Here is a 22,696-nt window from a genome sequence, read left to right on the forward strand (position 1 = left end):
GCGAGCACTAGGCATCTTCTCCGGCCGCGATGGTTTCTCCCGGCCGCGAGAATTTGGCCTCAACGCTGGTAAGCGCCTGCACTTGTCCCGCCGAGAGGCCCAACCGCGCCCTCACCTGCTCCATCGTCTGGCCCATCTCGAACAGCAGCCGCACGCCTTCCGCCTGCATTGGCAGCGGCAGCTTGAACAGCCTCGCGGCATCGATGCCGCCCGGCGCGCCGAAGCAGGTCCTTGAATCGCGTGTCATGGCTTGGGCTCCCGTCATGGATGGGGTTCGGCGGTCATTCGACATGGCCCGCGCCTCCTGTTTCAGTGCTCTCCCCGTGAAACAATTTCGCCAATCCGCGCGCGGTCACCGATTGCGGCGGCGGGTCGTAGAAGGCGCGAAACGACAGGGTAAGCCAATCGCAGACCGCGATGACCTTCGGCGCCGAGACGCTCTGGCCATTGCAGATGCGCGACAGGTCGGAGGCGCTGACGCCGATCTCGGCGGCGCAGACGCGCCAGCCGCGCCCGTCCTCCTCCAGCCTGGCGCGCAGCAGCTTGCCCAGCTCGCGATAGTCGTAGGACGCCAGCCGCGCCGGCGCGTATGAACTAGCCATGTCGGATCTCCTTCTTGAGGAAGAGCGCCGGCTCCTCGCCGATCCAGTCGCACAGAGCGAAGAATTCAAAGGCGCCGGGATTGCGCCCGCGCGCCGCGCGGAACACCGCGTCGAGCGCGACCTCGGCTTCCCTGGCAACACGCCCCGGGGTCTTGCCGCGATGGACGCGGCGCGCTTCGAGGAACAGGGCAAACACCTCGAAATCGACATGGCAGGGGTCGAATGCCGGCGAGACAAAACTCATTTCCGTGCTCCGGTTGATGGATGGCCGGCCCCGGCTTGGGAGGCAGCGGGGCCGGCGCCGATGTCGGCTGCGGCGACATCGGGAGATGGGCCGAAAAGGTCTGGGCGCTGCTCATGCCGGGAGATGCCGGTCAGCCTTTCGAAGGCCAGAACCCGCTCGGCCGGCACCCGCTTCCACGAATAGAAGGCCTGGTGCCGGATACCCAAGGCGAAGGCGAGCTTCGCCAGTCCGCCCGCTCGGGCGGCGCCGCGTTCAACGATCTGAATCATGGCCCGAGTGTAGGTGTTACCTACCTACTTGTCAATCACATACGTAGGTGCAATTATGTAAGTAATGGTTACAACCCGAGCATGACGAAAATGACGCCGGACACCGCGACACTTGGCCAGAGGCTGCGGAGCGCGCGCGAGGCGGCGGGCTTGACCCAGGACGATGTCGCCGCCCGCTTCGGCATCAAGCGGGTCTCGGTCACGCAATGGGAATCGGACACGACGCGGCCGGCGCTCACCCGCCTGCCCGAGCTGGCGGCGCTGCTCAACACCGACATGGAATGGCTGCTCAACAGCCAGGGCGCCCCTCCGGCGCCGGCGCCAAAGGTGGAAAAACCACGCCAGCCGAGGACGCCGATCATTCCCGGCAAGGATCTCGTCGGCAATCGCGACCTGCCGATCTACGCCGCCGCCATGGGCGGCGAAGGCCATATGATCGTCACCTTCGATGCCATCGACTGGGTCAAGCGCCCGGCCGTGCTGCAGAATGTCAGGGGCGGTTACGGGATATTGGTGCGCGGCGAATCAATGATCCCCGCCTATTGGCCGGGCGACACCGCGCTGGTGAACCCGCATCTGCAGCCCGCACGCGACACCGACGCCGTCTTCTTCCATACGCCGCCGAAGGAACAAGGCGACGAGGAAGCGATCATCAAGCGGCTGGTCGGCATCAACGACCGCGACTGGACGCTTGAGCAATACCGCCCTGCCCGGACCTTCAGCGAAAGCCGGATTGATTGGCCGGTGTGCCATCGGGTCGTGGGGAAGTACAACGCCCGGTAGGCATTCCAACGCACCCTCTGTTGAAATGAGAGCACCCTGTTGAGCGCCGATTAATCGACTACGCGCGGATCAAGACCGAACATTTCTGACCGCCATAGGCCGAGCTTTAAGCAAGGCAGTAATCCCCGATGAACTATGAGAAGGTTCGCATCGTCAAATTCCCGATTGTCCCTATAGAACCACGTCTCGTGATAGTTCAACAATCGCCGGCCTTTGCTGTCAATTCGCCCTTTGCCTACCACCCTGGCCTGACCAAGAACGCCAATGTGATATAAATCTCGACAGATTTTCCTGATGGTGAGTGCCTTATGAATTTGAGAGATCAACGGGTCCGATTGCCCCATTGTTGTCGCGACTTGGGCAAGCTCCTCGACTCTGAACAATGGCCGCGCGGCGGATAGGAGCCTTTTTATTGCGTTAACCACGGTCATTGAATGCTCTGCATTCAGTTCCTCGGCACGCTCACTCCAAACGATCTCAGAATATTGCTCAGAGATAGATGAAAATAGTTCTGAATCATAGCGAAGCCTAGACATCTGCGACGCGGAGGCAAGATTGAACAGATTGACGATGTCACGCGGATTACACCAAGTCACTTCACTAATAAACTTTTTTGGACTTACACCGAAAATATCTCTGGCAAAATATTGGTTCCATATTTCATCGGGTGGATTTGCTCTTCCGGTCAAGCGCTTCTCTATTGCCGATATTCTATGTTCAATAACATCGAAGATCGGATACCGATTGATGTTTAATCCGTCATGCCACTGCATTCGCATCCCATGATCAACTAAGTATTTATCAATCTCATTTCGCGATACATTTAGCCCTCTAGCAACCTCAATCCTGACGGCGCAGTAAATGTAAATTGGCAATTCGCGTTCTATAAACTTTCTATTTAACGACCCGATCGCTAATATCAAATCCCTTATTAATATACTATCTTTCTTGTACTGCTTATGCTGCACCATAGAGAGATTTATTTCATCTATAAAAAGGCAATATTTGACATCATTCGGAAAAGATATCCTACATATTCTCTCAACTATTGCTTCTGCGAACCTGCTGTAATCAATCTCCACCGTCCCGTCTTCGTTCTCAAAATTGATTATTGATTCGAACTCTGCAAACTCCTTCACCCCAGCCTTTAAGCGGAACGACCCACCCCTAATTTTGCTCAATATCGACTTTAAAATGGACCTGCTTCTATTCTCGAAAACTCCGTCGATTATTCCCTTTAATTTCGCGTTAGCTGCATGTTGGTCAAATAAATTATTGCTTGATTCAAGTATTTCACAAATATTCTTGATCAGAAAAATCATCCACATGTCGCGGACTTGAATTAGATCCCCGATTTCAGGCTTCGTGATATTCTCGATGTCAACCCCTGTGGCGACTTTTTCAAAATCTTGTTGCGGTATGTCCTCAGAAAAAACAATAAACTTGGTAGGGTTTCCTGCCTGCTGGAACTCCTCCCGCGCGTAGCGAAGCAACGCCGTTTTCCCCGATCCCTTTGCACCATAAATCAAATATCGATCGCCGTTCGATACAGAGTCCATTTCAAGCGAAGAAGGAAGCACAAACGAATTTAAAAACAACTGCTTTGCGTCTTTGTCGCGAGTGATCATCGCGCTCTTGGCATCGGTTTTCCCAAAATTAATTACGTTTCGTCGCACTAGTTGTGTCACTTGCGCCCCCTATCTAGCTGCCCGGTTTGAAGCTGTTCCTTTTTGCTGAGAAGTTCAAGTTGCGGTGACACACGCAAAAAGATTCTAGCTGGTTGTGACCAGCATCATGGCATGCGACAGGACCCATAACGCCAATGGCGCCGCCGGTGACGGGACCAATATATGTGCTTCACTCCCGATATCGGCCTTTTTCGCACCAATATTTCACGGCGACACCGGGCTGAGCCTGGAACAGACCCGCAGCGATGTGGCAGTTTTCCCGATTGTAGGCTTCGCCATCGGCACTATCGAATGATGCCACGTGGATGCGCATAGGGCCGGTGACCGAACCTCGATAGAGCGTGTAATCGTCCCCGTCATTCGCACAGCCTGTCAGCACGCCAGACGCCAGCGCCGACAGCAGGATAGTTTGTCGCATTAGCCCGCCCCCGCTTGCCCGCGAGCGGACATAACATCGAGTACCTTTTAGCGATCTTGGAATACGCCTTTTATGCCTTCAAGATCAGCAAGCGATTGTTGCCTGGAAGGCGAAACGGTCGATCGCGGCGCCGCGCCCTCAGTATGCCTCCGCAATGATGCCAGATGATCAACCGCCTCTTTAAGCTTTTCGGCAATCTCGCCGACGCAGTACAAGACGGCTCCAGACACGATACTCGACAAGCCCATCGCCCAAACTGGGGGAAACATTACTGTCGTCCCGAACTGTCTTGAGTCGAAAATCCCAACGACCAGACAAATTGCGCCGATTGCGACTGATAGTATTCCGGCAATTTTTGCTATAGCGATCATCTGGCAAATCCCCCATGACTTCTCCGATTCATAGATGCCTCAACCCAAGCGCGCCCCACCACGACCTACAGAAGGGCGCGTTATGCCCGCATAACTTTTGCGGCTAACTGCCTGTCGATGGCCCAAGCCGAGTCGAGAACCAGTCCCATATCCATTTCGGCGCAAACCCATCGTACGGCCCGCCGGGCGCAAGCGGAGCTACGATAACGCTGTCGTCCGGCGTAAGCTTTGACATTACCGCTACGCGGAGATCGGTAGGCGTCTTGTCTGAAGCAACGAACCAAGTGTAGCCGTTGAACCGAAGCCAATCGCCATGCTGCCCGAGAACCGCGTCAATCATTTCGTTGTTTTGCGTCGTTTTGACCCAACGGACCGTTACGAGGAAGACCTTACGCATCCTGCGAGCCTCCGAATTTCAATGTCTTTGGTGGCGCGACGTTGGCGGAGCCCTCGGGCGTGATATCAACGATGTTGGGGTCTTTGGCAGCCAGCTCGATCTCACGATACCGGACCAGCTCACCGCCTTCTAAGACAGCAAAATCCGGGTGCTTGTGGGCATACCAAAACGCAAGCCCGAAAAAGCCAACTGCTATCAAGACGGCCATGACAGCTAAAGTGAAAACCATCCATGGGAAACCTGACAAGATATACATTGCAGCCAAGATCGGAACGAGCACGGCTGCCGCTACCGGCGCCGTCTTGCCGATTACGCCTGCTCCAAATCTGATTTGCTGAAATCCGCCCCAGGCGGGTGAGTTCGAATTTGCCGGATCGTCCCCTTGTCCCATTCTGTATGGAATACAGCAAGGCAACGGATTTGGAAGGAGTTATGAGCGGAATTAAGCGCGCGGAGCTTATGAATCAGCGCACCGTCGCCGAAGGCCTAAGAAAAACCCGCCGGCCGAAGCCGACGGGCTTTTTTCCTCGCACTACGCGGCTTCCCAGGATGGCCCCTGCCAACAATCCGAAAAACTCAAACCCTAGGATCAGTCGTACCTAAAAGCCTTCATCGGCGCTGTAACCCGGTGGCAACAGGCGGCCTGATTTCGCAATGTGAGGCGTGCTGGCGCCTCCCCTGTATCTGCTTGTAGTGCTGGCTCAAAATCGGACGCCAGAAAGTCTTGATCCCGATCAAGGCGATGATTTCGCAATTACCCTATTTGATCCCAAGCTCAGCGCCATTTTTCTTGGGTGACACAGTGGATGAAGAAATACATGACCTCCTTATCAGCAAAACAGACAATTCCGAGTCTCGCTTCTTTTGCCAGAAAGAAGCCAACTTGCAGTGGACCGTGTGGGATCGCGTCACCGACAGACCGGCCAGCCTCGGCGCACGTGAACTGGTCTGGTGCAGGCCCTATCGCGCAAAAGCGGCCGCTTCCGTGCTGACGCAGATTTACTCGACCGGGCTGGAGGCAGGGGCACACCAGCCGCAGCCCGAACCCGAAACGCCCAAGGCTTTGGACGAAAGCGCCTCACGGAATGCGGAAGAGGAAACCTAATTCGGGCGGCTGTCTTCCTGACTCTCATACGTGGCGCGCGAGTGGGTATCCGAAAACTTTGTAGGCCAGCCAAGACGCATCTCCAAGTTCTTTTGCCTTGGCGCGCGCCATCGTGGTTGCCTCCGCAAGTATGTTGCCGGCGAGTAGCGCGTCGTAAAAAGTCTCGGCGAACACACGCGATGGCAGGTCCCGGACGGGCCAGGACGTCCCGACGAAAACGCCAGCGCCAGCGCTTAGAAAGGCGGCTGGCCAGCCGCTCCAACTGGTTAGGCTGGGTCCAAGTCGCCCGCTTTCGCAGGCATTCAGGAATACAATCGGCTTACTCTTTCTCATGTTCCCTTCGGAGCGCAATGTCACAGGGTCGATAACGATTGGCTTTGGCGGCAGCTCCGGCCCGCGATCCGCCTCGCCGATAAGAAGCTCAGAGCTTTCGATCTGTGCGTGCTCGGCGTTTCCATGGCAAGCAATGTGAAGCACGTCGAAATCGCCCTTCTTCACGCATTCATAAAACGCGTCGTCATCCGGCTCAATGGCAGTCGGATGGACGCCGCGCCCGGGAAGAATGCGCGTGAAGTAGTCGATCTCTGCGCCGATCTTTTTCACTTCGGGGGTTAGATACTCGCCTTTCAGATATTTCCAGCGGTCTAGCGATAAGCGCCTCACCACGTCCTGCGTGATCAATTCCCTGACCAAGCCATACTCGGCGAGATACTTCTCGTCGTCCTCACCAGTATCGGGATTCCGCAACCGGACAAGTTCCCATGGGATAAATGGCTCCCAGGAAACGATCCGGATCATTCGAATACGATCCCGCAGCGGCCACAGCGTCCGTATGAAATCCGCGTCGAAAAGTTGGCTGCACAGATCGACGCCGATTGCACGAACCGACCGCTGCAGATCGGCTGCATCCGCGCGACCTTCCAACTCTTTGCCCACCTGTTTGTAGATCCAGTCGACGTAGGCTATCGTGCTGGCGAAAATGCCGCCGCCACGGTCTCTTAGCACATTTGGCGTGGAGAACTCCCGATACCGGATGTCGTGACTCGTAGCCGTCAGCAGATAGCGGTAGCGAAGGCCGTTCGGGTCCTGGCGTTCCTCGATATAGAGGTCCACTAGGTCATCTGCAGCAAGTTCGCGCGGCGCTGCTGCCTTGCGCGCGCCAATTGCCTCCTTCGATGCCTGCCCCTCAATCACCTTCACCTTGAAGATCAAGCGTGCAAGCTCNCTGCCGCCTTGCCGGAACAACAGGGCGAGATCCAGATCCCCTGTCTCCATTGGCTTGACAGCAAAAGTCGACTCCGCTGCGTCCCCAGGCTGCGGCGCATTCAACTCGCGAAAATCGGCTCCCACCAGCTCGATCCTGACGCCATTCGCCGCCAGCGACACACGGATCGGTTCATCCGGTTCGACCAGAGCATCGGCATGCGCGCCGGATAGGGGAGTCGCCTCGGCCGCGTGCTCGATGCGGAACTTGACCCGTCCTGTGTCGTAGATCTGAAGCTCCTGCGGCGCATTGCCTGAGACAGTGAGAGGCACCGGCTGGCGCTCGGATTGCTCCAGCTTGTTTCCTGCCACGGGCGCGGCCTTAAGTGAGGCTGCCTTAGCCGCCCCCGCCGATTTAACGGATTTGGCGCGCGGCTTTGGCGGCCGGGCCTTGGCAGCCCGCGCCGGTTTAGCGGCCGCCGGTCTGGCCTTTGGCGACGCAGCCTTGGCAGCCGCCGCCGGTTTAGCGGGCGCCGCTCTAGCCTTTGGCGACGCAGCCTTGGCAGCCGCGGCTTTAGCGAGCGCCGTTCCAGCCTTGGCAGCCCGCGCCGGTTTAGCGGGCGCCGAGCCAGCCTTTGGCGACGCAGCCTTGGCAGCCGCCGGTTTAGCGGGCGCCGCTCCAGCCTTGGCAGCCGCCGCCGGTTTAGCGGGCGCCGCTCTAGCCTTTGGCGACGCAGCCTTGGCAGCCACCGGCTTAGCGGGCGCCGCTCCGGCCTTGACAGCCCGCGCCGGTTTAGCGGGCGCCGAGCCGGCCTTTGCCTTTGTCGGCCCACCCATGGTAGCCGCTGCCGGCGGCAGTTCAGCACGTGGAGCGGCATACGTTGGATAATGAGGTTCCTGCTGCTGTTGCTGTTGCTGCTGCTGTTGCTGTTGCTGTTGCTGCTGCTGTCGGGGGTAGCTGCCAAGCCTGACAGGTTTTCCGAAACCGTTGAGGAGGACGATTAACCGCCTAGCCGCCTGTTGTTGCCGTTGCTGTTGTTGCTGTTGCTGTTGCTGTTGCTGTGGACCGAGAGGTTCGTAGGAGATCGTTTCGATTTGATGCCGCCTCAAGCTGCCAACGAAATCATTTATTGGCCTGCCGGCGGCACTGTTTTGCAAGCGGAGCAGAACCCGTTTTACCGCTGCCGCTTTAAAACCGTAGAATTTTCCAGGTGACATTGGGTCGATTAAAACCAGCCAATCCCTGGGATAGTCACGCAGTTGCTTAAGCACGGTGGCCGCAGGCGAGCTCGACTCAACAAAAAATCCCCTGTCGCCAAGCCAAGTGATCGTAGGGTATTCCCAAATCGAAGGCATACCGTCGGAACTCCCTTGAAAATGCCGCTACGCCGGCGCGGCGGCCAGGTTGCCGACCGCAAATGAATCCTCGGCCGGTTCCACTCCACCCGCCGGCGACGAGACGCGAACCCTATATGAATTGGCCGGCTGCCGAGGAAACTCCGCCCTGAACATGCCGTGTGTCGATCTGGTCATCGTCCTCGTTGCAATGTGGCGGCCATCGCCGTCTGTGAGCTTCACCTCAAGTTCCACATCTTCCCTCATCGAACGCGCTTGAATCATCACTGGCTCGTCAGTAGTCAACAAATCTGGGCCTTGTAGATCGACACGCACTAGATCGGACAAAAGGGCTCCGGCGGACCCCCGAAACGAACCTAGGTCGAAATAGAAGCTTTTTATCAGCCCGCGGATGTGAGTGAGTACGGCATCGGCGTTCTGGATCGATCCATGCCGCGTCGCCACGAAAACGGATGACTCACCCGACGTGTGCTCGATAGGTTGTGCGGATACGCTCGCCACAGTCCCGTCACCACCATAGTTCTTACCATCGTGGCTTTGGAGGAGCTCGACACCAACGCCATTAAGGACGGCGGATTGGCTGGTCGACTGCTCTGTACCCGCAATAGGATAGACCTTGTAACCTTCATGTTCGAAGTCTCCGAGATTTCGGTTGCGCATTACCGCTTCCTCGATCTCGCGATGGAACCTCAGCGCGGCGCCGGCGCGACCCGCGTCGACATTGGGGATTCCCTCTATGTCGCCGACGCGCAGTAACTTTCCACCGCCATCGTCATAACAGGGGTAGATTGGCAGAAGTTGATAGATTGACGTGAAGCTCCTTGCGGTCTTGCTGAAATCAAACGTTCCAAAGGGACCCATCCGCAAACCATTGGCCAGCGTGTCGACAGCGTTGAGCGAGCCGCGAAAGGGAGTGCCAAAAGTGATTAGGGCGCGGGTGTCCTTCCAACCTTGCTGGCTTTCAAGGAAATACCTCGCTACCAGCCCTCCCATCGAATGGGCGATCAATATCAGCTTGGCTTTGTCGTTTCCCGACTTGGCCCTCCAAGTTTTTAGCCATTGGTTGCAGGATCGCTCAAGCTTGCGCGCTGCTACGCGGTTATCCCGCCGCCAATCATATGGGAACGGAAACAGGTTCTCGCCGGGCGTGACCTTGAAGTTTGCCTTGATGGTCTCAAGCACTTTGGTGTAGCCGTCGATCTTCCAGAACCCTGGGATCAAATGGAGGTCCTGGATTAGTTCGTCCGCTACAACCCCGTCGCCGAGATCGTCGTCCTCAACCGGGTCTTCCCTGAGCAGCAATCCGCGTTCCAGGCTGTCGCCGCCAGATAGAAATATGCTGGCCAATGCGGATGGAGCGAACCCCCATACGACCCGTCCGTCCTTTGTCAGTCGGCTGCCGCTTATCCCCGGCAGAAGCACGATGACGTCGGGCATATCGTCTTTCGGCAATCGAGACTCCCGCAATATAAAAGTAATGCCTCAAAAGCAGGACATGCTCTGACTACTACCATGCGGCAAGATAACTGTTAACTGCCTTGTTCAACCGAAGCGCTGGGGCCTTGATTGTGAGGCGTCACCCAAGTTCTGCGTAGTCAATTTGTATGGCGATTCACGTGGTGGGCAGAGACGCCAAAATCGCTTCATTATTGACCGAGTTTGGCCGAAGGAGAACTATCGTGCCTCTTTCAGACTTTGACTTTGCAGCCGAAAGACGGCCGAAACGGCACGCTGGTCAACTCGTCAACGTAAGTCGTCGCCGACGACTGGCTCTGTTTAGCTCGCAATCGCAACCTCATGTTCCAGCGCAGGCAACATCCCGCAGGAAAACAGGATCGTGGCATCCTGGTACTCGCCGCTGGCCGGATCGCCGCTGCGGCTGAACGCGATCACCCCAGCGTTCGTCCTCGACAGTTTTTCAGCCAGCCGCATCGCATGCTGCTCGTCCTGGACCTGAATCGGCGTGCCGGCTGCAAGGGCGCCTTTGGCTGTCTTCTCAAAACTCTGAACAACGAAGTATGTCAGCATCAAGCGCTCCCACTCACGGCTGCGTCACCATGACTCAGCCATGAGAACAAAACAAGTACGAATGACGCGAGACGCGGCTGGCTCCCACAAGCTCATGTAAGAACAGCTTACCAATATAGGCCTTGACGATGTAGGTAGGCAACACTTACCTTCCGCTGCATTGAACGGCTGGAGCGTGTGGTGGACTCATTCCTTGGGCAGAAGCAAATTGGGGACACTGGAGCCAGCGGGGCCGTAGAGCATGAGCACGGCGGCACAGGCCAGATCCTCGCTCTTGCCCGCCCAGGCCGCGACTGTTTCCTCGATCTTGCTTTTAACCACGCCGGCGACAACGGGATCGTCAAGCTTGACCTCATAGGCCGTCAGCAAGATTGCGGCGGCGCTGTCGCTGACCTTGACCCTCGAGCAGATCCTGGTGGCCGAGATGGCTTGGCCGATATGGGACATGACATTCATCTGTTCGTCGGAGTAGGCGAATGCCTGCCCCGAGCACATCGCGCCAAACAGCGCCGCAACCAGCCATCGCCTCATCCGCAAAGCCTCCCGCGCTTGCCGAAGACTAAGGCTTACCACGCCAAGCTCGCCAGGGAACTGCCTTCGCTCTGCGCGCTTGCAGCCATCCTGTTCTGCTTCGCGATCGTCCTCGGCCTCGTGCCGTGACGCCCTCCCTACCCTCAACCAGGAGACCGCCTATGTTTGACGCCGAATACCGCATGCCTGAAGCCCGGCCCGCACTGTCCGACGACGCCGAGGACTCCCATCCCCGTTGTCTCGAAATGGCCGAGACCATGCGCGATCTCTTCGCCGCGGCTGGCGGCGTGCGATCGCGCGATCTGATCGGTGCCGGTTTCACCTGGGCTGAGATCGTCGAGTTCAGGGACGCCGCCGCGAAGCGCGCCAACGCTTCCTCGGTGCGCGAAATCCACAGCCGCCCCGACATGGTCCCGGACCTCATCGCCAAGGCCTGCACGCCCTTGCCGCACAGGCCGCCTTTGCCGCGCGATACGTCGGAGACGCAGGCTCTGCTCGTCGACTGGGGGCGCTATTGCACGGCGCGCGCGGCCCTGATCCTCGATCCCTGGGCGGGCCAGCGGGAACGCTGCCTCAAGGTCCTCGCCTCCTATCTCGACCGGCTGCCAATCTTCCCGGCTATCCGCCAGACCGTGCTCCGCAAGGTCGAGACGAGCCTGCCGGAGGCGGGCCAATGAGCGCGCCTGTACCATCGAAAGCCGAATGCCGGGCCGCTCAGCAGGCGGCCCGCCGAACTTCGGAAACGCAGATCAAGGCGCCCATCGTCATGTTCGACGCGCAGGTGGCTGACCTCGCCGAAATCCGCGCCGAGCAGATCGACTTTGCCCATCTGGCCAGCACCCTGTCGAAGGCTTCTCGATTCAATGGCCGACATCAGGGCGCTGCCGTGTCGGTCGCGCAGCATAGTGTCATGGGCGCCGACGCTCTGTTTCGCGAGAACGGCGATCCCGTCCTTGCCGGTTACTTCCTGCTGCATGACGGCCACGAATATCTTCTCGGCGATATTGGCCGCCCCGTCGTCATCGAATTCGATCTGCGCACCGCCGCGTACCTGATCGAGCGGGGCGTGCCGGCCGAGTTTGCCCGTGGGGCCGTGGTCGAGGGCATCAGGCGCGCCAAGGCGGCGCTCGATAGGCCGATCCTCGAGGCGGCGCGGCTGCCGCCAATCGCGCCGGTTTACGCCAGGCTGGTCGCCGAGATGGATGAGCGCATGTGCACGGCCGAAGCGCGCGCGCTTTACGGTTCCAGGACAGGCATCCCCCTCGTCCGCAGCGACCTGCCGCCGCCGAGGCTCACCGGCACCATCGAGCCATGGGGGGCGATGAAAGCCGAGCTCGCTTTCCTCGAGCGCCTGCAGCGTTATCTCGGCATTGCCGTGCGGGCTTGAGCGGCGAGCCGCGATGACGTCACGATCCGTCCCGCTGCCCGCCAGGCGCATGCTCTCGCCTGCCGAGGCCGCGCAATATTGCGGCGGCGCGTCGATCGAGTGGCTGAAGGCGCACGTCAAGGTCACGCCCGTCCGCATCGGCAGCCTTGTGCGTTACGATGTGCGGGCGCTTGACAAGTGGTTGGATAGCAAGGACGATTCGATGCCGCTGAGCGGTGACGATTGGCTGGGGCTTCTCGATGCGCGTGAAGATTACGGGCGTTAAACGCTACAGGGACAGGCTCGGCAACGAACGTGCCTATCACCGCAAAAGCGGCACGCCGATCGACCCGAAATTGACCGGCCAGGCTCTTGCCGCTGAGGTCGATCGCCTTGACAAGCTGCATGCGCCTCAAAAGCCCGAGGCCGGAACGCTGGGCGGGCTGCTGGCAAGCTACAAGAAATCGCCGAAATTCACCGACCTCGCGCCCCGGACCCGGTCCGACTACCTCAAATACATGGACCATTTGAAGCCGATCACCGGAACGCCGCTCTCGCTGATCGATTCCGCCTTCATGGCCAAGCTGCGCGACAAGACGGTCAAGACACGTCGCGGCGCCTTCACCAACCACATGATGGCTATGCTGTCGTCGTCCTTCAGGCACGGCAAGGAATACGGGCTGGTCAGCGCCAATCCGTGCCTGGAACTGGAGAAGGCCAAGATCCCGGCCGACCGCCGCAAGGAGAACCGGCCATGGACAAAGGCGGAGCGCGTCAACGTGCTCGGCGCAGCCCCGCTATACTACAAGGTTCCCCTCGCCCTCGCCCGCTTCCTCGGCATTCGCCGGGGCGACATCCTGCGCTTGCCGCGCATGGCCTACCGCGACGGCTACATCTCGTTCAGGGCGAGCAAGAACGGCAAGCTGATGAAGCTGCCGGCACTGGGCGAGCTGAGGCGCATTCTCGATGACGCGCTTGCCGCATGGCCGATCGCCGAAATCGACGTAACGATGCTGTGCCTCAACTCGGATCGCCAGCCCTGGACCGAAATGGGCTTCACCGCCTCGATTCGGAAATTCTTCGCCAAATGCGTCGACAAGGGCATTGCCGGCGAAGGCCTGACCATGCACGGCCTTCGCCACACGGTCGCGGCAGAGCTGCGGACGCTCGGGTACAAGCTGGAGGACATCAAGAACTTCCTCGGCCAGGAGACGATCGAGATGGCCGAGCATTATTCTTCGTCCGCAGACGTGTCAGGGGTCTTGATCGACATGGCGAATGTGATACAAGCCAGCCCGAAACGAGAACGGTTTTGACTAACCCGCGCAAGAAAAGTGTCTAACCGCTTTTCTCTCGTTCGGCCAAAGCCTTGTTTTCAAAGGCTTTTTGGGGAATAGGTTAACGGTAGACCCACGGACTCTGACTCCGTTAGTCCTGGTTCGAATCCAGGTTCCCCAGCCAAAGTTTTACCAAACAAAATCAACTACCTAGCATCGGCGCCTGTCAAGTTTGCTAGACGTTTCATGTCGCGCTGTGTTGCAATACGCTACCGTTGGTTTCCAACGATTTCGGCACAGTGGCGGCATATCCACGCGACACGGTTGCGACATGGAAAAGCCCGCCACCGTGAGGCAGCGGGCTTGGGTCGCCAATTTGCCGAAGTTCAGTAGTGATCAGGCTGTTCGGGCGAATCGCCCCCGTCAAATTCCCCGTCCAGAAAGACAGGGTTGGCGCCGCCCATCAAGGCGACTGTCTGGTTTGTCGCCACGGTCCAGCCCAAGGACGGCTCATCGTCGCTGGCATCCCCTTCCCTGTCATTCTTGCCGACGACTTCGGCGCCGCCCGCCAGCCAGGGTTCGCAATCTGGGTCCGGCTCGGTAAGATCCAGCAGCGAAATTAGGCGCTCAATCTCGTCTTCGATCGAGTGGCGGACGGTAGGGTCTGATAGGCGGACTGACGCGCTCATAACGCGCCCACCTTGTTCAGATGCTCCCGCAAGGGCTCCAAGATGTCCTGCGCGTAGATCAGAACGTAGCCGATCGACGCCATTTCTTTTTCCGAGACGTTCGAGGGGTCCGCTTTTTAAGCGTTGATTGCGAGACGAACGACGCGGATCAGGTCGAGCGCGTGGTCCATCACGTCGACCGGTTCGTTGCCGGAATACTGCTTACTGAGAACGGGGCTCACGCTTCACCCTCTTTCACGCCTTCGTGGCCTTCGAGCGCGTCATGCAGTGGAGCGTATAGCTCGGAGGCGAGCGCCAGAAGGCGAGCCAGCGAACCCGCCATACTGTGGCGTCGGATCGTCATGAAGAACCCTGGCGACGGCTTCGGCGACGGTTAGGAGGGCCATCAGATCGTAGCTCGTGTCGCGGGTCATGCGCGGCCTACCAGGTCCGGGTTCTTCCCCTTCAGCTGCTCGGTGATCAGGACCATTTGCCCAAGATCGGCGCCGCAGTCGGTTTCGTATTTGAGCAGGATGCGGCAGAGCGCATCATATTCGGATTGGTCGGCGGGCGTTCTGCGCCTCACGTGCTCGATAAGGGCCGCGCGCCGCTCATCCATTTTTTCGATCAGGTCGTTTACGTATTCACCCGCCTTTGTACACGATCCAATGGCCAAAGCGGCCCACAACGATGGACTCACCCAAAGAAGCACGAACTAGCATCCACACCGAGAAGGCGAGCAAAATAGAAAGCAATGCAATGAGGCGCTTCTGATTTCTGTTTTTTTCTTCTGGGTTCATATCCGCTACCAGGTTGGTCCGAATTGGCTCATTCGTCGCCTTTGGCCTTGCTGGAAAGGTTCTGTCCCATGCCCGACATCTTCGTGGAGTCGGGCGAGTAAATCAGGCCAACGTCCTTAGACTGGCACACTTCGCATTTCAGCTTCGGGCGCAGTTCCCATTCCATCGCTGGCGCATCCGGCCCGAACCTGTCGCGCAGCGCATCGAGGTCCAATGTCTTGCTATGGTTACAGGCTGCCTTGTGGCAAAAGGCGGTGACCGCCATCTTGCCATCGATCAGGGATTGGAGCGTCCAGCCTTTGCCGATCATTCTTCCTCCCGGAAATCTTGGAGCGAAGCATGCCGGAGGTCTTCCTCGCCGCGCAAGTGCTTCACACGACCGACGATGCCCGGCTTGACCCATTGGGTGGCTGGTCGCTTCATCCCCTTTGGCGCCGGCCCGGCGTGCTCCTGGACCCGTTTCCACAAGCGCTCGCGGATGGCGCGGCTGGAGTTGATGAAGGCGGAGCCGAAATATCTACCAGTCTGCCGGTCGGCCATGAGGGCGAAGGCAGGCTTGCCCGCTTCCCGCTCGACGCCAAGCAGGGGCTTAGCAAGCAGTCGCTAAAATGAAAACCCCGCCACCTTTCGGCAGCGAGCGTACAACGACCTGGATTATTCGACTATCAGCACTTCACGGAGTTGTTGCTTGGACAGGCTATCGCCGTCACGGCGGACAGCTTCTCGCGCTTGGACAAGATCGGCTTTTTGTAGGTTTTCTTCATCTCATACCCCCCTCTTCTGTTGAATACCTCAGTCAACGCTTAGCAAGCCGCCGCTAAAATGGAAAGGCCCGCCATCGAGGAAGCGGTGACGGGCACTCATTTTCGGGCGCTAATGAGGCTACTAAAGCGGACCTGTTGGACCAGTAGGACCTATCGGGCCGGTAATGCCGGATACGCCAGAGGCCGCGGTGACACTAGACAGCCGATCTCTTTTGATCAGCGTCGGAGCAACGTAAATCTTTCGCATATTACCCTCTCGGCAGACCCGGCCACAAATGCAGCCACCAATCCTGGCATGTCAATCGCTTCAACTACAATTGAAAAAGCCCGCCGTCCTGAGGGGAGAGCAGCGGGCCAAGTCATGGAGTGCTGGGATCATCCAGCATAGGTCAACTTGCGGCGGCGGGGTCGGTTGCGGGCGTCGCCCAGATAGATTTGCGTGTTGCACTTGTGGCAGACAAGTAAAGGTAGCTAGGATAGTTTGAGGCCTTGGGAGGGCAGCCTTGGAACAATCCTCGGACACCGAGCGTGAGCGCGAGCAAGTAGCTCGATGGACTGCTTTGGCGTCGATGAAAAAACAATTTTCAGTTGGCCAGATTGGCAAGCTCAAAATGCACCGTCCAATCCTGATAGTTCGCTGAAGTCTCACGAGACCGATCAGTTTGTCTTCACAAGCCTTCTGGCAGACGAAACGGGTGCTGCAATTGAAGGCCTTCAGTTGCGTGTAGTGGTTTGGAAATACCGTCCTCAAGAGGATGCCACGGCGCTGCTTCTTGTCGAGGATGAAGGATGGACTGTAATCGCGAGAGTGGATTGTTGGCCAAATGCTCCGCATCCGAACAAGCATTGGAAGCCTTTGAAAGAGCCCCCGGAGGTTCCGGGATCACACGCACATTGCTGTGAAGACAACGCCAAGCTTGGTCGCAAAGCCTTCACGCGTCGCGCCCATCACGCCGCCGGCCATATAAGCTTGAGGGACGCCAAAGCCGAGATTTGGATCACTGGCGGTAAGATCCTTCTTTGCCGCCTCGCGCGCGGCGGTATAGGAATTCTTCGTGACCTGGTTTGAGGTTTCCGCAAAAGCGCGCTCACGGTCGAGCAGATCGATAATGGCGTTCGTCTTGTCCTGGCCGAACAGCGTCGAGAGACGGGCTCGGTTCCAGTCACCTTCGCCCTTGATGAGGCGCTGGAGCGCCACCCGGCCGGTGACATTGGTGCCGACGATGCGTTCGATTTCAGCCCGCGCACCCTTGCGGAGCCGCAGCGGCACAGCGGAAGGGCCGATCTGCATCCCTTGGGGTAAAGCGCCCTGTCGAACCTCATCGGCGAGTTCGTTCGGTCGCGGAGATTCCCTTCCGTCGGACAGGACTGTCTGGCCACGTTGCACAGCAGTTTTCTGCCGGGCCAGCTCGGCATACTTTGCGTCGACTTCCTTGATACCGGGTACCGAAGCGCGCAACTCGTCATCGACAGCTTGGCGCGCGGTCTGAAGTGCATTCCCCGCGTTCGTGCCTTGCGTCGTCTCCAGCATGTCGTCGATGGCATGGCGGGTGTTCAGCAACTCACCTGCATCAGACACAAGGGACGTGCCGGCCGCGACACCTCGCCGGGAAAGACGCTCTCGGCGCTGGCCGGGATCACGCAGAAAGCGGCTCGTGCCGAATTGGAAAATGGGCGTGACGATTTCCTTGGTCAACCGACCTCCTCGCTCTTTGTTGCCTTCGTTGAACAACTTGCCAACCGTGAAATGATTGTGTTTGCCAAAGTCAGCCAGACCCTGCCACATCGATAACGGCCTTGATCAGACCGGACTTCTGCCGCGCCCAGATCGCGATGTCGCGGGGGCTGTTGCGCAGGGTCGTGCGGTGGGTGACGAGCTGGTCTACTGGTATTTTTCCATCGCGGATCGAGGTAATGACGTGCTGAAAGTCGGCTTGCGTCGCGTTGCGACTGCCGATCAGCATCATTTCGCGCTTGTGAAACTCCGGATCGGAGAAGGCTATGTCGTCCGGCACGACGCTGACCATCACCATGACGCCGCCATGGGCAACATAGGCAAAGGCAGACTGCATCGATCGGCTGTTTCCGGTTGCATCGAAGACGACATCGAAACCTGACTTGGCGGTTCGCTCCGCTATCGTCTCAACGATCGATCCCTTCGAACCGTCGATCACCAGGAAGCCCTGCTTTGCTGCAAAAGCCAGCCGCTCGGCATCGACGTCCATGACGGTCACACTTTGTTGCGCTATGCGGGCAAAAAGCGCGACGCCAAGACCGATCGGACCGGCGCCGATGACCAAGGTTCGATTGCCCGGCCCAGCCATGGATCTGCGGACCGCGTGCGCACCGATGGCCAGAAATTCGACCGTGGCCGCCTCGATCAACGACAGGCCGGTTGCCGGAATCAAGTTCTTTGCCGGCACGAGAATCTGCTCAGTCATGGCACCGTCACGGTGCACGCCCAGCACCTCGATCGCGACGCAGCAGTTCGGCTTATCCTGGCGGCAGGCCACGCACTTGGCGCAGGCAAGGTAGGGGTTGACGAGCACTTGCTCTCCGACCGTGATTTCCCCCGGCGCGTTGATTGCCGCGACTGTTCCCGAGATTTCGTGGCCCATGATACGTGGATAGGCCAGGTACGGATGCTTGCCTTCAAAAATGTGGTAGTCGGTGCCACAGATGCCAACATGGCTGATGTTGATCAACGCCCATCCGGCTTCGGGCCGGCCGGGCGCCGGGCGATCCTCAACGATCAATTCGCCGGGCTTACGGCATACGAGCGCTTTCATGCGGACCATCTTCCTGAAATGCTTTAAAAAGAACCCGGCGGCTGGGATGGCCGCCGGGCCAAGGTGTGGAGCCTATTCGAAGTCCTTGACGTTCTTCAGCGTCACGAGGCCGGCGCCGGTATCCACATTGGCCTCGACGGTTTCCCCGCGGATTGCCTTGACGACGGTGTCGATGCCAAGCTCACCCATTTTTGCAGGAAATTGTGCAACGCTGGCGTCTTCCGCGCCGGACTTGATCGCTTCGATCTCACCGCAGCAGGCGTCGAAGCCGACCAGGATGATCTTGTCGTTGGCAATGCCCGCATTGCTGATCGACTTGACGGCTCCCGGGATTGGCGGACCGCAAGCCGAGTAAATCGCCTTGAGATCGGGATTAGCGGTCAGGATGTCTTCGGTCACTGACGTGCCGAGTTCGAGCGTGCAATTGGTTGCCCCCTTGCCGACGACCTCGACCTTGACGTCGCCAAGGCCCTCCATCATCCCGGTGACCCGGTCGTCCAGCGCCGGCACCCCAGGCACACCTTGCAGGATGCCGATCTTGTCGCCGCTCTTGAGCACTGTCTTCAGGTACTCTCCGGCGATCTTGCCGCCGTTGAGATTGTTGGTCGAGACCAGTGCGGTCTGGCCCTTCCAGTTCGGGATGCTGTTGTCGACGAGAACGACCTTGATGCCGGCAGCGACCGCCTTGTCGAGCGCCGGTGCAACGGTCGGATCGACCGGAGTGATCGCCAGACCCTTGACGCCTTGCGTGATCATGGACTCGATCAGCGCGATCTGGCCTTCGATGTCTGTGGCGGCCTGCCCTTGGCCGGTGACCAGCTCGATTTCGGGGTGGGCGGCCGCGTATTTCTTGGCGGCATCCTCCATGGTCGAGTAGAACGGCACCGGGAATTTCGTAATCAGGCCGACCTTGATCTTGTCGGCGGCCGAAGCCGGCATTGCAAACGCAACGGCGATCGCCAGCCCAGCGAACAGTTTTCGGTTCATTGGCATTCCATTCCTCCCTTGGAATTGAGGCGTCTTCCGGCGGAAGTCGCTTCAGGCATTTGCGGACCGGAACGGCCCCCAAATCTCGAACGGATCAGGCTCCAACGATCATGGAAACCAGCTCCTGCTTGTTGTCCTTGGTCGGCACAAGTTCACCAACCTTGCGCCCCTGGCGGAGCACCACGGCGCGATCGGCAAGCTCGACGACATGCTCCATATTGTGGGTGATCAGGATGACTGCATTGCCCTGGTCACGCAGGGCAGCAACGAGGTTGAGAACCTGGCGTGACTCGCGCAGGCCAAGTGCTGCGGTCGGCTCGTCAAGGATCACGACCTTGCGGGCAAAGACGGTCGACCGCGCCACTGCGATGGCTTGCCTTTGGCCGCCCGACATCATGGCAACGACGGCGTCCAGCCGCGGCAAGGTGACCTTGAGGTTTGCCAGCAGAACGCGGGTCTCGGCATCCATCTTGCGCTGTTGAAGAAATCGCAGGCCGCGCGGGAGCCATCGCGGCCAGGCCAGTTCGCGACCGGCAAAGAAGTTCTGTCCCGGTGTCAGATTGTCGAACAGCGCCAGGTCTTGATAGACCGTCTCGATGCCGGCAAAGCGCGCATCCGCAGGGGAGCGTATCTGCGTCGGCGCGCCGTCCAGAAGGATGGCGCCGGCATCGAGTTGGTGCACCCCGCTGATGCATTTGGTCAATGTCGACTTCCCGGCGCCATTGTCGCCGAGAAGCCCGAGGATCTCGCCGCGCCGGACCTCGATGCTGACATCGTTCAGCGCCATGACCGAGCCGAAACGCTTGGTCGCGCCACGCACAGCCAGCACAGGATGGTCAGCGGTGGCTGCACGATCGACGCTGGCCGCAACGGCGCTCATGACTGCCTCCCGGCCTGCAAGACCCGCACACGCCCTTCGAGGTAGTTGCGCAGCACGTCGGACTCGACCGCTATGACAATGACCACGCCGATGACGATGAGCTGGAAGAAGACGTTGACGTTGAGCAAATTGAGCGCGTTGCGGATGACGCCGATCATGATGGCGCCGATCAGGGCATGGCCAAGATGGCCGCGGCCGCCGAGAAAGCTGGCGCCGCCGATGATCACCGCCGCGATCGTATCCAGTTCCAGCAGATTGCCGAACAGAGGCGAACCGGCGTCGGTACGGCCGGCGAGGATGACCGCGCCGATGCCGGCGCACAGCCCTGAGATCACATAGACCGAAACCAGCACCCAGGAGACGGGAATGCCCATGCGCACGGCGGCGTCAGGCCGGCCGCCGACGGCATAGATCCAGCGACCCCAGACCATCGTTTTGGCCATAATGGAAAGGACCGCGGCAACGCCCGCAACGACGAAGACCGATCCAGGCAGGCCCCAGACCGCCTCGCGGCCAAGCGCATCGATGGAATCCGGCATGCCGGGGATGGCGCGGCCGTCTGCCAGTTGCAGCGCCAGGCCTTTTGCGATGCTCAATGTAGCCAGCGTGATGATGAAAGGATGCGGCAACCGGCCGAAGACGTAGAAGAGCCCGTTGATGGCGCCGACCGCCGCACCGCAGCCAACCATCACCGCGATCACCACGAAGGCGGGAGCGCCGGCATGAAAGCTGAGCGCGCCGACGACGGAGGCCAGTGCGACATTCGAGCCGACGGAAAGATCGATCCCGCGTGTCAGGATGACCAGATGCTGCCCCATTGCGACGACAGAGATAACGGCGGTCTGGGCGAGGATGTTGCTGAGGTTGCGTCCTGTCAGGAAATAGGGTGACAGAAAACTAAGGACGACGATCAGCAGCACCAGGATGACGACCGGACCAGCACTCAGCAGGGCCAGACCAAGTGCGAGGCCTGGAACGGCTTCCTGCTTCCTGGACTCCGGCAATGCAGCCTCGCCGGCAGTGGTGCCGGTGTTTCCCGTTTCAGGCAAAGTCCCCTCCCCCGCCGAAAGCTCGTGCGAGCTTCGTCGTCAAAACTTTTGCTGTATTTCAGCTTCCTCTTATCGATAAAAAACAACCGTCATGACTTGGTCAAGTTGTTTTTTATGGATAAAGTTCATGCTAAAAAGGACATGGTGTTGCTCAGAGGAAGATCCGATGCGAACCGACACTGTGTACAAGAAGGCCTTCAACCGCACTGCCGCCATGCTGCGCGATGGACAATTGACCGGGGAGCTCCCTTCCGAAAATGAGCTGAGACGGCGGATTGGCGTGAGCCGTACGACCGTGCGAAAGGTTCTGGGAGAACTTGCCCAACGCGAACTCGTCGCCGAGCGCGGCGGTGTCCGGACGGCAGGCCGCGCGGTCGAGGATAGCGACTACTATCCCGACGCCGAAACCACGTCGCGGGCCAACCATGTCGAACAGCAGTTCATGGAGTGGATGCTGCGGGGTGACACCAGGCCTGGCACCAGTATCAACGAGCTCGAACTTGCCCGGCAGTTCGGTGTCGCGACCAACGGAATACGTGAGTTCCTGATCCGGTTCAGCCGATTTGGGCTGCTCGAGAAAAGGCCGAATACAGGCTGGCTTTTCAAGGGCTTCACGGAGGATTTCGCTCTTGAGCTGTTCGAGATCCGGGTGATGTTCGAGCTGCGCTCGGCGCATCTGTTTTCACGGCAACCCGACACGTCTCCCCTGTGGGACAAGCTCGCCGCGCTCAAGGTTGCGCATATCGAATTGCTGAAGCGGATTGAAAGCCGCTATCAGGACTTCTCCGGTCTCGACAACCGGTTTCATCGGCTCATAAACGAGGCCTCGCCGAACCGCTTCATCGACGATTTCTACGACATCATCAGCTTCATTTTTCACTACCACTATCAGTGGAACAAGCATGACGAACAGCAGCGCAACCAGGCGGCGATCCTCGAGCATCTCGCTTATATCGATGCGCTCGAAAGCCGCGATCCCGACCGAATTGAGCTGGCCTGCCGAGCGCATCTGGCTTCGGCAAGATCAACTCTGATGCGCTCGCTGATTGGATCGGACGAATGACGGTTTATAGAGGCGCCACTAGATCAGCTTGATACGGTAACCGATCAGAAAGCCCCTG

General features: G+C 58.9%; 29 protein-coding genes and 1 tRNA gene. 9 read left to right on the forward strand and 21 right to left on the reverse strand.

Annotation, left to right across the window (positions count from 1 at the left end):
* Positions 1–7: 7 nt before the first annotated feature.
* The 4 genes from A3A9_RS0102630 to A3A9_RS38185 are packed head-to-tail and all read right to left on the reverse strand — an operon-like array spanning position 8 to position 1,115.
* A complete protein-coding gene (locus A3A9_RS0102630; protein ID WP_027057381.1) occupies positions 8–247 on the reverse strand; it encodes a hypothetical protein in 240 nt (79 codons plus the stop codon).
* 34 nt (positions 248–281) lie between these two features.
* The gene (locus A3A9_RS0102635) at positions 282–602 is read right to left on the reverse strand and encodes a transcriptional regulator (RefSeq protein ID WP_027057382.1); all 321 of its coding nucleotides are present in this window, start codon (positions 600–602) and stop codon (positions 282–284) included.
* Positions 595–846, reverse strand: a complete 252-nt coding sequence (locus A3A9_RS0102640; protein ID WP_027057383.1) for a hypothetical protein — start codon at positions 844–846, stop codon at positions 595–597. The genes A3A9_RS0102635 and A3A9_RS0102640 overlap by 8 nt, the downstream gene beginning before the upstream one ends.
* Positions 843–1,115, reverse strand: coding sequence for a transcriptional regulator (locus A3A9_RS38185; RefSeq protein WP_063827761.1), 273 nt, complete (start codon positions 1,113–1,115; stop codon positions 843–845). The genes A3A9_RS0102640 and A3A9_RS38185 overlap by 4 nt, the downstream gene beginning before the upstream one ends.
* An 81-nt stretch (positions 1,116–1,196) precedes the next feature.
* On the opposite strand from A3A9_RS38185, the gene A3A9_RS0102650 reads away from it, so the two are divergent.
* Complete coding sequence (locus tag A3A9_RS0102650) at positions 1,197–1,898, forward strand: XRE family transcriptional regulator (RefSeq protein WP_245278961.1); 702 nt, start codon at positions 1,197–1,199, stop codon at positions 1,896–1,898.
* A 50-nt stretch (positions 1,899–1,948) separates the two neighbouring features.
* Here the strand turns inward: A3A9_RS0102650 and A3A9_RS0102655 are convergent, their stop codons facing one another.
* From A3A9_RS0102655 to A3A9_RS0102675, 4 genes are all read right to left on the reverse strand, one after another.
* Positions 1,949–3,586 carry a P-loop ATPase, Sll1717 family gene (locus A3A9_RS0102655; protein ID WP_152536050.1) on the reverse strand — a complete coding sequence of 546 codons (1,638 nt, stop codon included), beginning with the start codon at positions 3,584–3,586 and terminating at the stop codon, positions 1,949–1,951.
* Positions 3,587–3,755: 169 nt separating this feature from the next.
* Positions 3,756–4,004, reverse strand: a complete 249-nt coding sequence (locus tag A3A9_RS0102660) for a hypothetical protein (protein WP_027057386.1) — start codon at positions 4,002–4,004, stop codon at positions 3,756–3,758.
* 47 nt (positions 4,005–4,051) lie between these two features.
* Positions 4,052–4,375: a hypothetical protein gene (locus tag A3A9_RS0102665; RefSeq protein ID WP_027057387.1), complete on the reverse strand. Its 324-nt coding sequence runs from the start codon at positions 4,373–4,375 to the stop codon at positions 4,052–4,054.
* 389 nt (positions 4,376–4,764) lie between these two features.
* A complete protein-coding gene (locus tag A3A9_RS0102675; RefSeq protein WP_027057389.1) occupies positions 4,765–5,163 on the reverse strand; it encodes a hypothetical protein in 399 nt (132 codons plus the stop codon).
* Between the two features lie 333 nt (positions 5,164–5,496).
* On the opposite strand from A3A9_RS0102675, the gene A3A9_RS0102680 reads away from it, so the two are divergent.
* Complete coding sequence (locus A3A9_RS0102680; RefSeq protein WP_027057390.1) at positions 5,497–5,877, forward strand: hypothetical protein; 381 nt, start codon at positions 5,497–5,499, stop codon at positions 5,875–5,877.
* A gap of 24 nt (positions 5,878–5,901) precedes the next feature.
* On the opposite strand, the gene A3A9_RS43820 is transcribed toward A3A9_RS0102680, so the two are convergent.
* From A3A9_RS43820 to A3A9_RS0102715, 4 genes are all read right to left on the reverse strand, one after another.
* The gene (locus A3A9_RS43820) at positions 5,902–8,436 is read right to left on the reverse strand and encodes a CHAT domain-containing protein (RefSeq protein WP_161634470.1); all 2,535 of its coding nucleotides are present in this window, start codon (positions 8,434–8,436) and stop codon (positions 5,902–5,904) included.
* Between the two features lie 27 nt (positions 8,437–8,463).
* A complete protein-coding gene (locus A3A9_RS0102705) occupies positions 8,464–9,888 on the reverse strand; it encodes a lipase/acyltransferase domain-containing protein (RefSeq protein WP_152536052.1) in 1,425 nt (474 codons plus the stop codon).
* Positions 9,889–10,212: 324 nt separating this feature from the next.
* The gene (locus A3A9_RS0102710; protein ID WP_033838279.1) at positions 10,213–10,464 is read right to left on the reverse strand and encodes a hypothetical protein; all 252 of its coding nucleotides are present in this window, start codon (positions 10,462–10,464) and stop codon (positions 10,213–10,215) included.
* 186 nt (positions 10,465–10,650) lie between these two features.
* Positions 10,651–10,995: a hypothetical protein gene (locus A3A9_RS0102715; protein WP_027057396.1), complete on the reverse strand. Its 345-nt coding sequence runs from the start codon at positions 10,993–10,995 to the stop codon at positions 10,651–10,653.
* A 161-nt stretch (positions 10,996–11,156) separates the two neighbouring features.
* Here A3A9_RS0102715 and A3A9_RS0102725 point away from each other — a divergent pair, with 161 nt between their 5' ends.
* From A3A9_RS0102725 to A3A9_RS0102745, 5 genes are all read left to right on the forward strand, one after another.
* A complete protein-coding gene (locus tag A3A9_RS0102725) occupies positions 11,157–11,672 on the forward strand; it encodes a hypothetical protein (protein ID WP_027057397.1) in 516 nt (171 codons plus the stop codon).
* A complete protein-coding gene (locus A3A9_RS38190; protein ID WP_051370683.1) occupies positions 11,669–12,382 on the forward strand; it encodes a hypothetical protein in 714 nt (237 codons plus the stop codon). Before A3A9_RS0102725 ends, A3A9_RS38190 begins: the two co-directional genes overlap by 4 nt.
* A 13-nt stretch (positions 12,383–12,395) precedes the next feature.
* The gene (locus tag A3A9_RS38195) at positions 12,396–12,647 is read left to right on the forward strand and encodes a hypothetical protein (RefSeq protein WP_033838280.1); all 252 of its coding nucleotides are present in this window, start codon (positions 12,396–12,398) and stop codon (positions 12,645–12,647) included.
* Entirely contained in the window at positions 12,622–13,677 is a 1,056-nt protein-coding gene (locus A3A9_RS0102740; protein ID WP_027057398.1) for a tyrosine-type recombinase/integrase, read from the forward strand. Before A3A9_RS38195 ends, A3A9_RS0102740 begins: the two co-directional genes overlap by 26 nt.
* A gap of 71 nt (positions 13,678–13,748) precedes the next feature.
* Positions 13,749–13,822 (forward strand) — tRNA-Gln (locus A3A9_RS0102745).
* Positions 13,823–14,024: 202 nt separating this feature from the next.
* On the opposite strand, the gene A3A9_RS0102750 is transcribed toward A3A9_RS0102745, so the two are convergent.
* From A3A9_RS0102750 to A3A9_RS38200, 4 genes are all read right to left on the reverse strand, one after another.
* Positions 14,025–14,327 carry a hypothetical protein gene (locus A3A9_RS0102750; protein ID WP_027057399.1) on the reverse strand — a complete coding sequence of 101 codons (303 nt, stop codon included), beginning with the start codon at positions 14,325–14,327 and terminating at the stop codon, positions 14,025–14,027.
* Positions 14,328–14,736: 409 nt separating this feature from the next.
* Entirely contained in the window at positions 14,737–14,925 is a 189-nt protein-coding gene (locus A3A9_RS0102765; protein WP_152536053.1) for a hypothetical protein, read from the reverse strand.
* Positions 14,926–14,950: 25 nt separating this feature from the next.
* On the reverse strand, positions 14,951–15,106 hold the full coding sequence (locus tag A3A9_RS44765) for a hypothetical protein (RefSeq protein ID WP_161634471.1): 156 nt from the start codon (positions 15,104–15,106) through the stop codon (positions 14,951–14,953).
* Between the two features lie 28 nt (positions 15,107–15,134).
* The gene (locus A3A9_RS38200) at positions 15,135–15,416 is read right to left on the reverse strand and encodes a hypothetical protein (protein ID WP_051370686.1); all 282 of its coding nucleotides are present in this window, start codon (positions 15,414–15,416) and stop codon (positions 15,135–15,137) included.
* Positions 15,417–15,445: 29 nt separating this feature from the next.
* On the opposite strand from A3A9_RS38200, the gene A3A9_RS44770 reads away from it, so the two are divergent.
* Entirely contained in the window at positions 15,446–15,718 is a 273-nt protein-coding gene (locus tag A3A9_RS44770) for a hypothetical protein (RefSeq protein ID WP_027057401.1), read from the forward strand.
* Between the two features lie 1,035 nt (positions 15,719–16,753).
* Here the strand turns inward: A3A9_RS44770 and A3A9_RS41055 are convergent.
* From A3A9_RS41055 to A3A9_RS0102805, 5 genes are all read right to left on the reverse strand, one after another.
* The gene (locus A3A9_RS41055) at positions 16,754–17,656 is read right to left on the reverse strand and encodes a hypothetical protein (protein WP_051370689.1); all 903 of its coding nucleotides are present in this window, start codon (positions 17,654–17,656) and stop codon (positions 16,754–16,756) included.
* Complete coding sequence (locus A3A9_RS0102790; RefSeq protein WP_027057402.1) at positions 17,637–18,659, reverse strand: zinc-binding alcohol dehydrogenase family protein; 1,023 nt, start codon at positions 18,657–18,659, stop codon at positions 17,637–17,639. Before A3A9_RS0102790 ends, A3A9_RS41055 begins: the two co-directional genes overlap by 20 nt.
* Before the next feature lie 72 nt (positions 18,660–18,731).
* A complete protein-coding gene (locus tag A3A9_RS0102795; RefSeq protein WP_430515873.1) occupies positions 18,732–19,598 on the reverse strand; it encodes a sugar ABC transporter substrate-binding protein in 867 nt (288 codons plus the stop codon).
* A gap of 142 nt (positions 19,599–19,740) precedes the next feature.
* Complete coding sequence (locus tag A3A9_RS0102800) at positions 19,741–20,526, reverse strand: ATP-binding cassette domain-containing protein (RefSeq protein WP_033838282.1); 786 nt, start codon at positions 20,524–20,526, stop codon at positions 19,741–19,743.
* A complete protein-coding gene (locus A3A9_RS0102805; RefSeq protein WP_245278962.1) occupies positions 20,523–21,575 on the reverse strand; it encodes an ABC transporter permease in 1,053 nt (350 codons plus the stop codon). Before A3A9_RS0102805 ends, A3A9_RS0102800 begins: the two co-directional genes overlap by 4 nt.
* A gap of 166 nt (positions 21,576–21,741) precedes the next feature.
* Here A3A9_RS0102805 and A3A9_RS0102810 point away from each other — a divergent pair, with 166 nt between their 5' ends.
* Positions 21,742–22,638, forward strand: coding sequence for a GntR family transcriptional regulator (locus A3A9_RS0102810; RefSeq protein ID WP_027057406.1), 897 nt, complete (start codon positions 21,742–21,744; stop codon positions 22,636–22,638).
* Positions 22,639–22,696 lie beyond the last annotated feature (58 nt).

The organism is Mesorhizobium loti CJ3sym (genome assembly GCF_000472785.1).
GTDB lineage: Bacteria > Pseudomonadota > Alphaproteobacteria > Rhizobiales > Rhizobiaceae > Mesorhizobium > Mesorhizobium loti_E.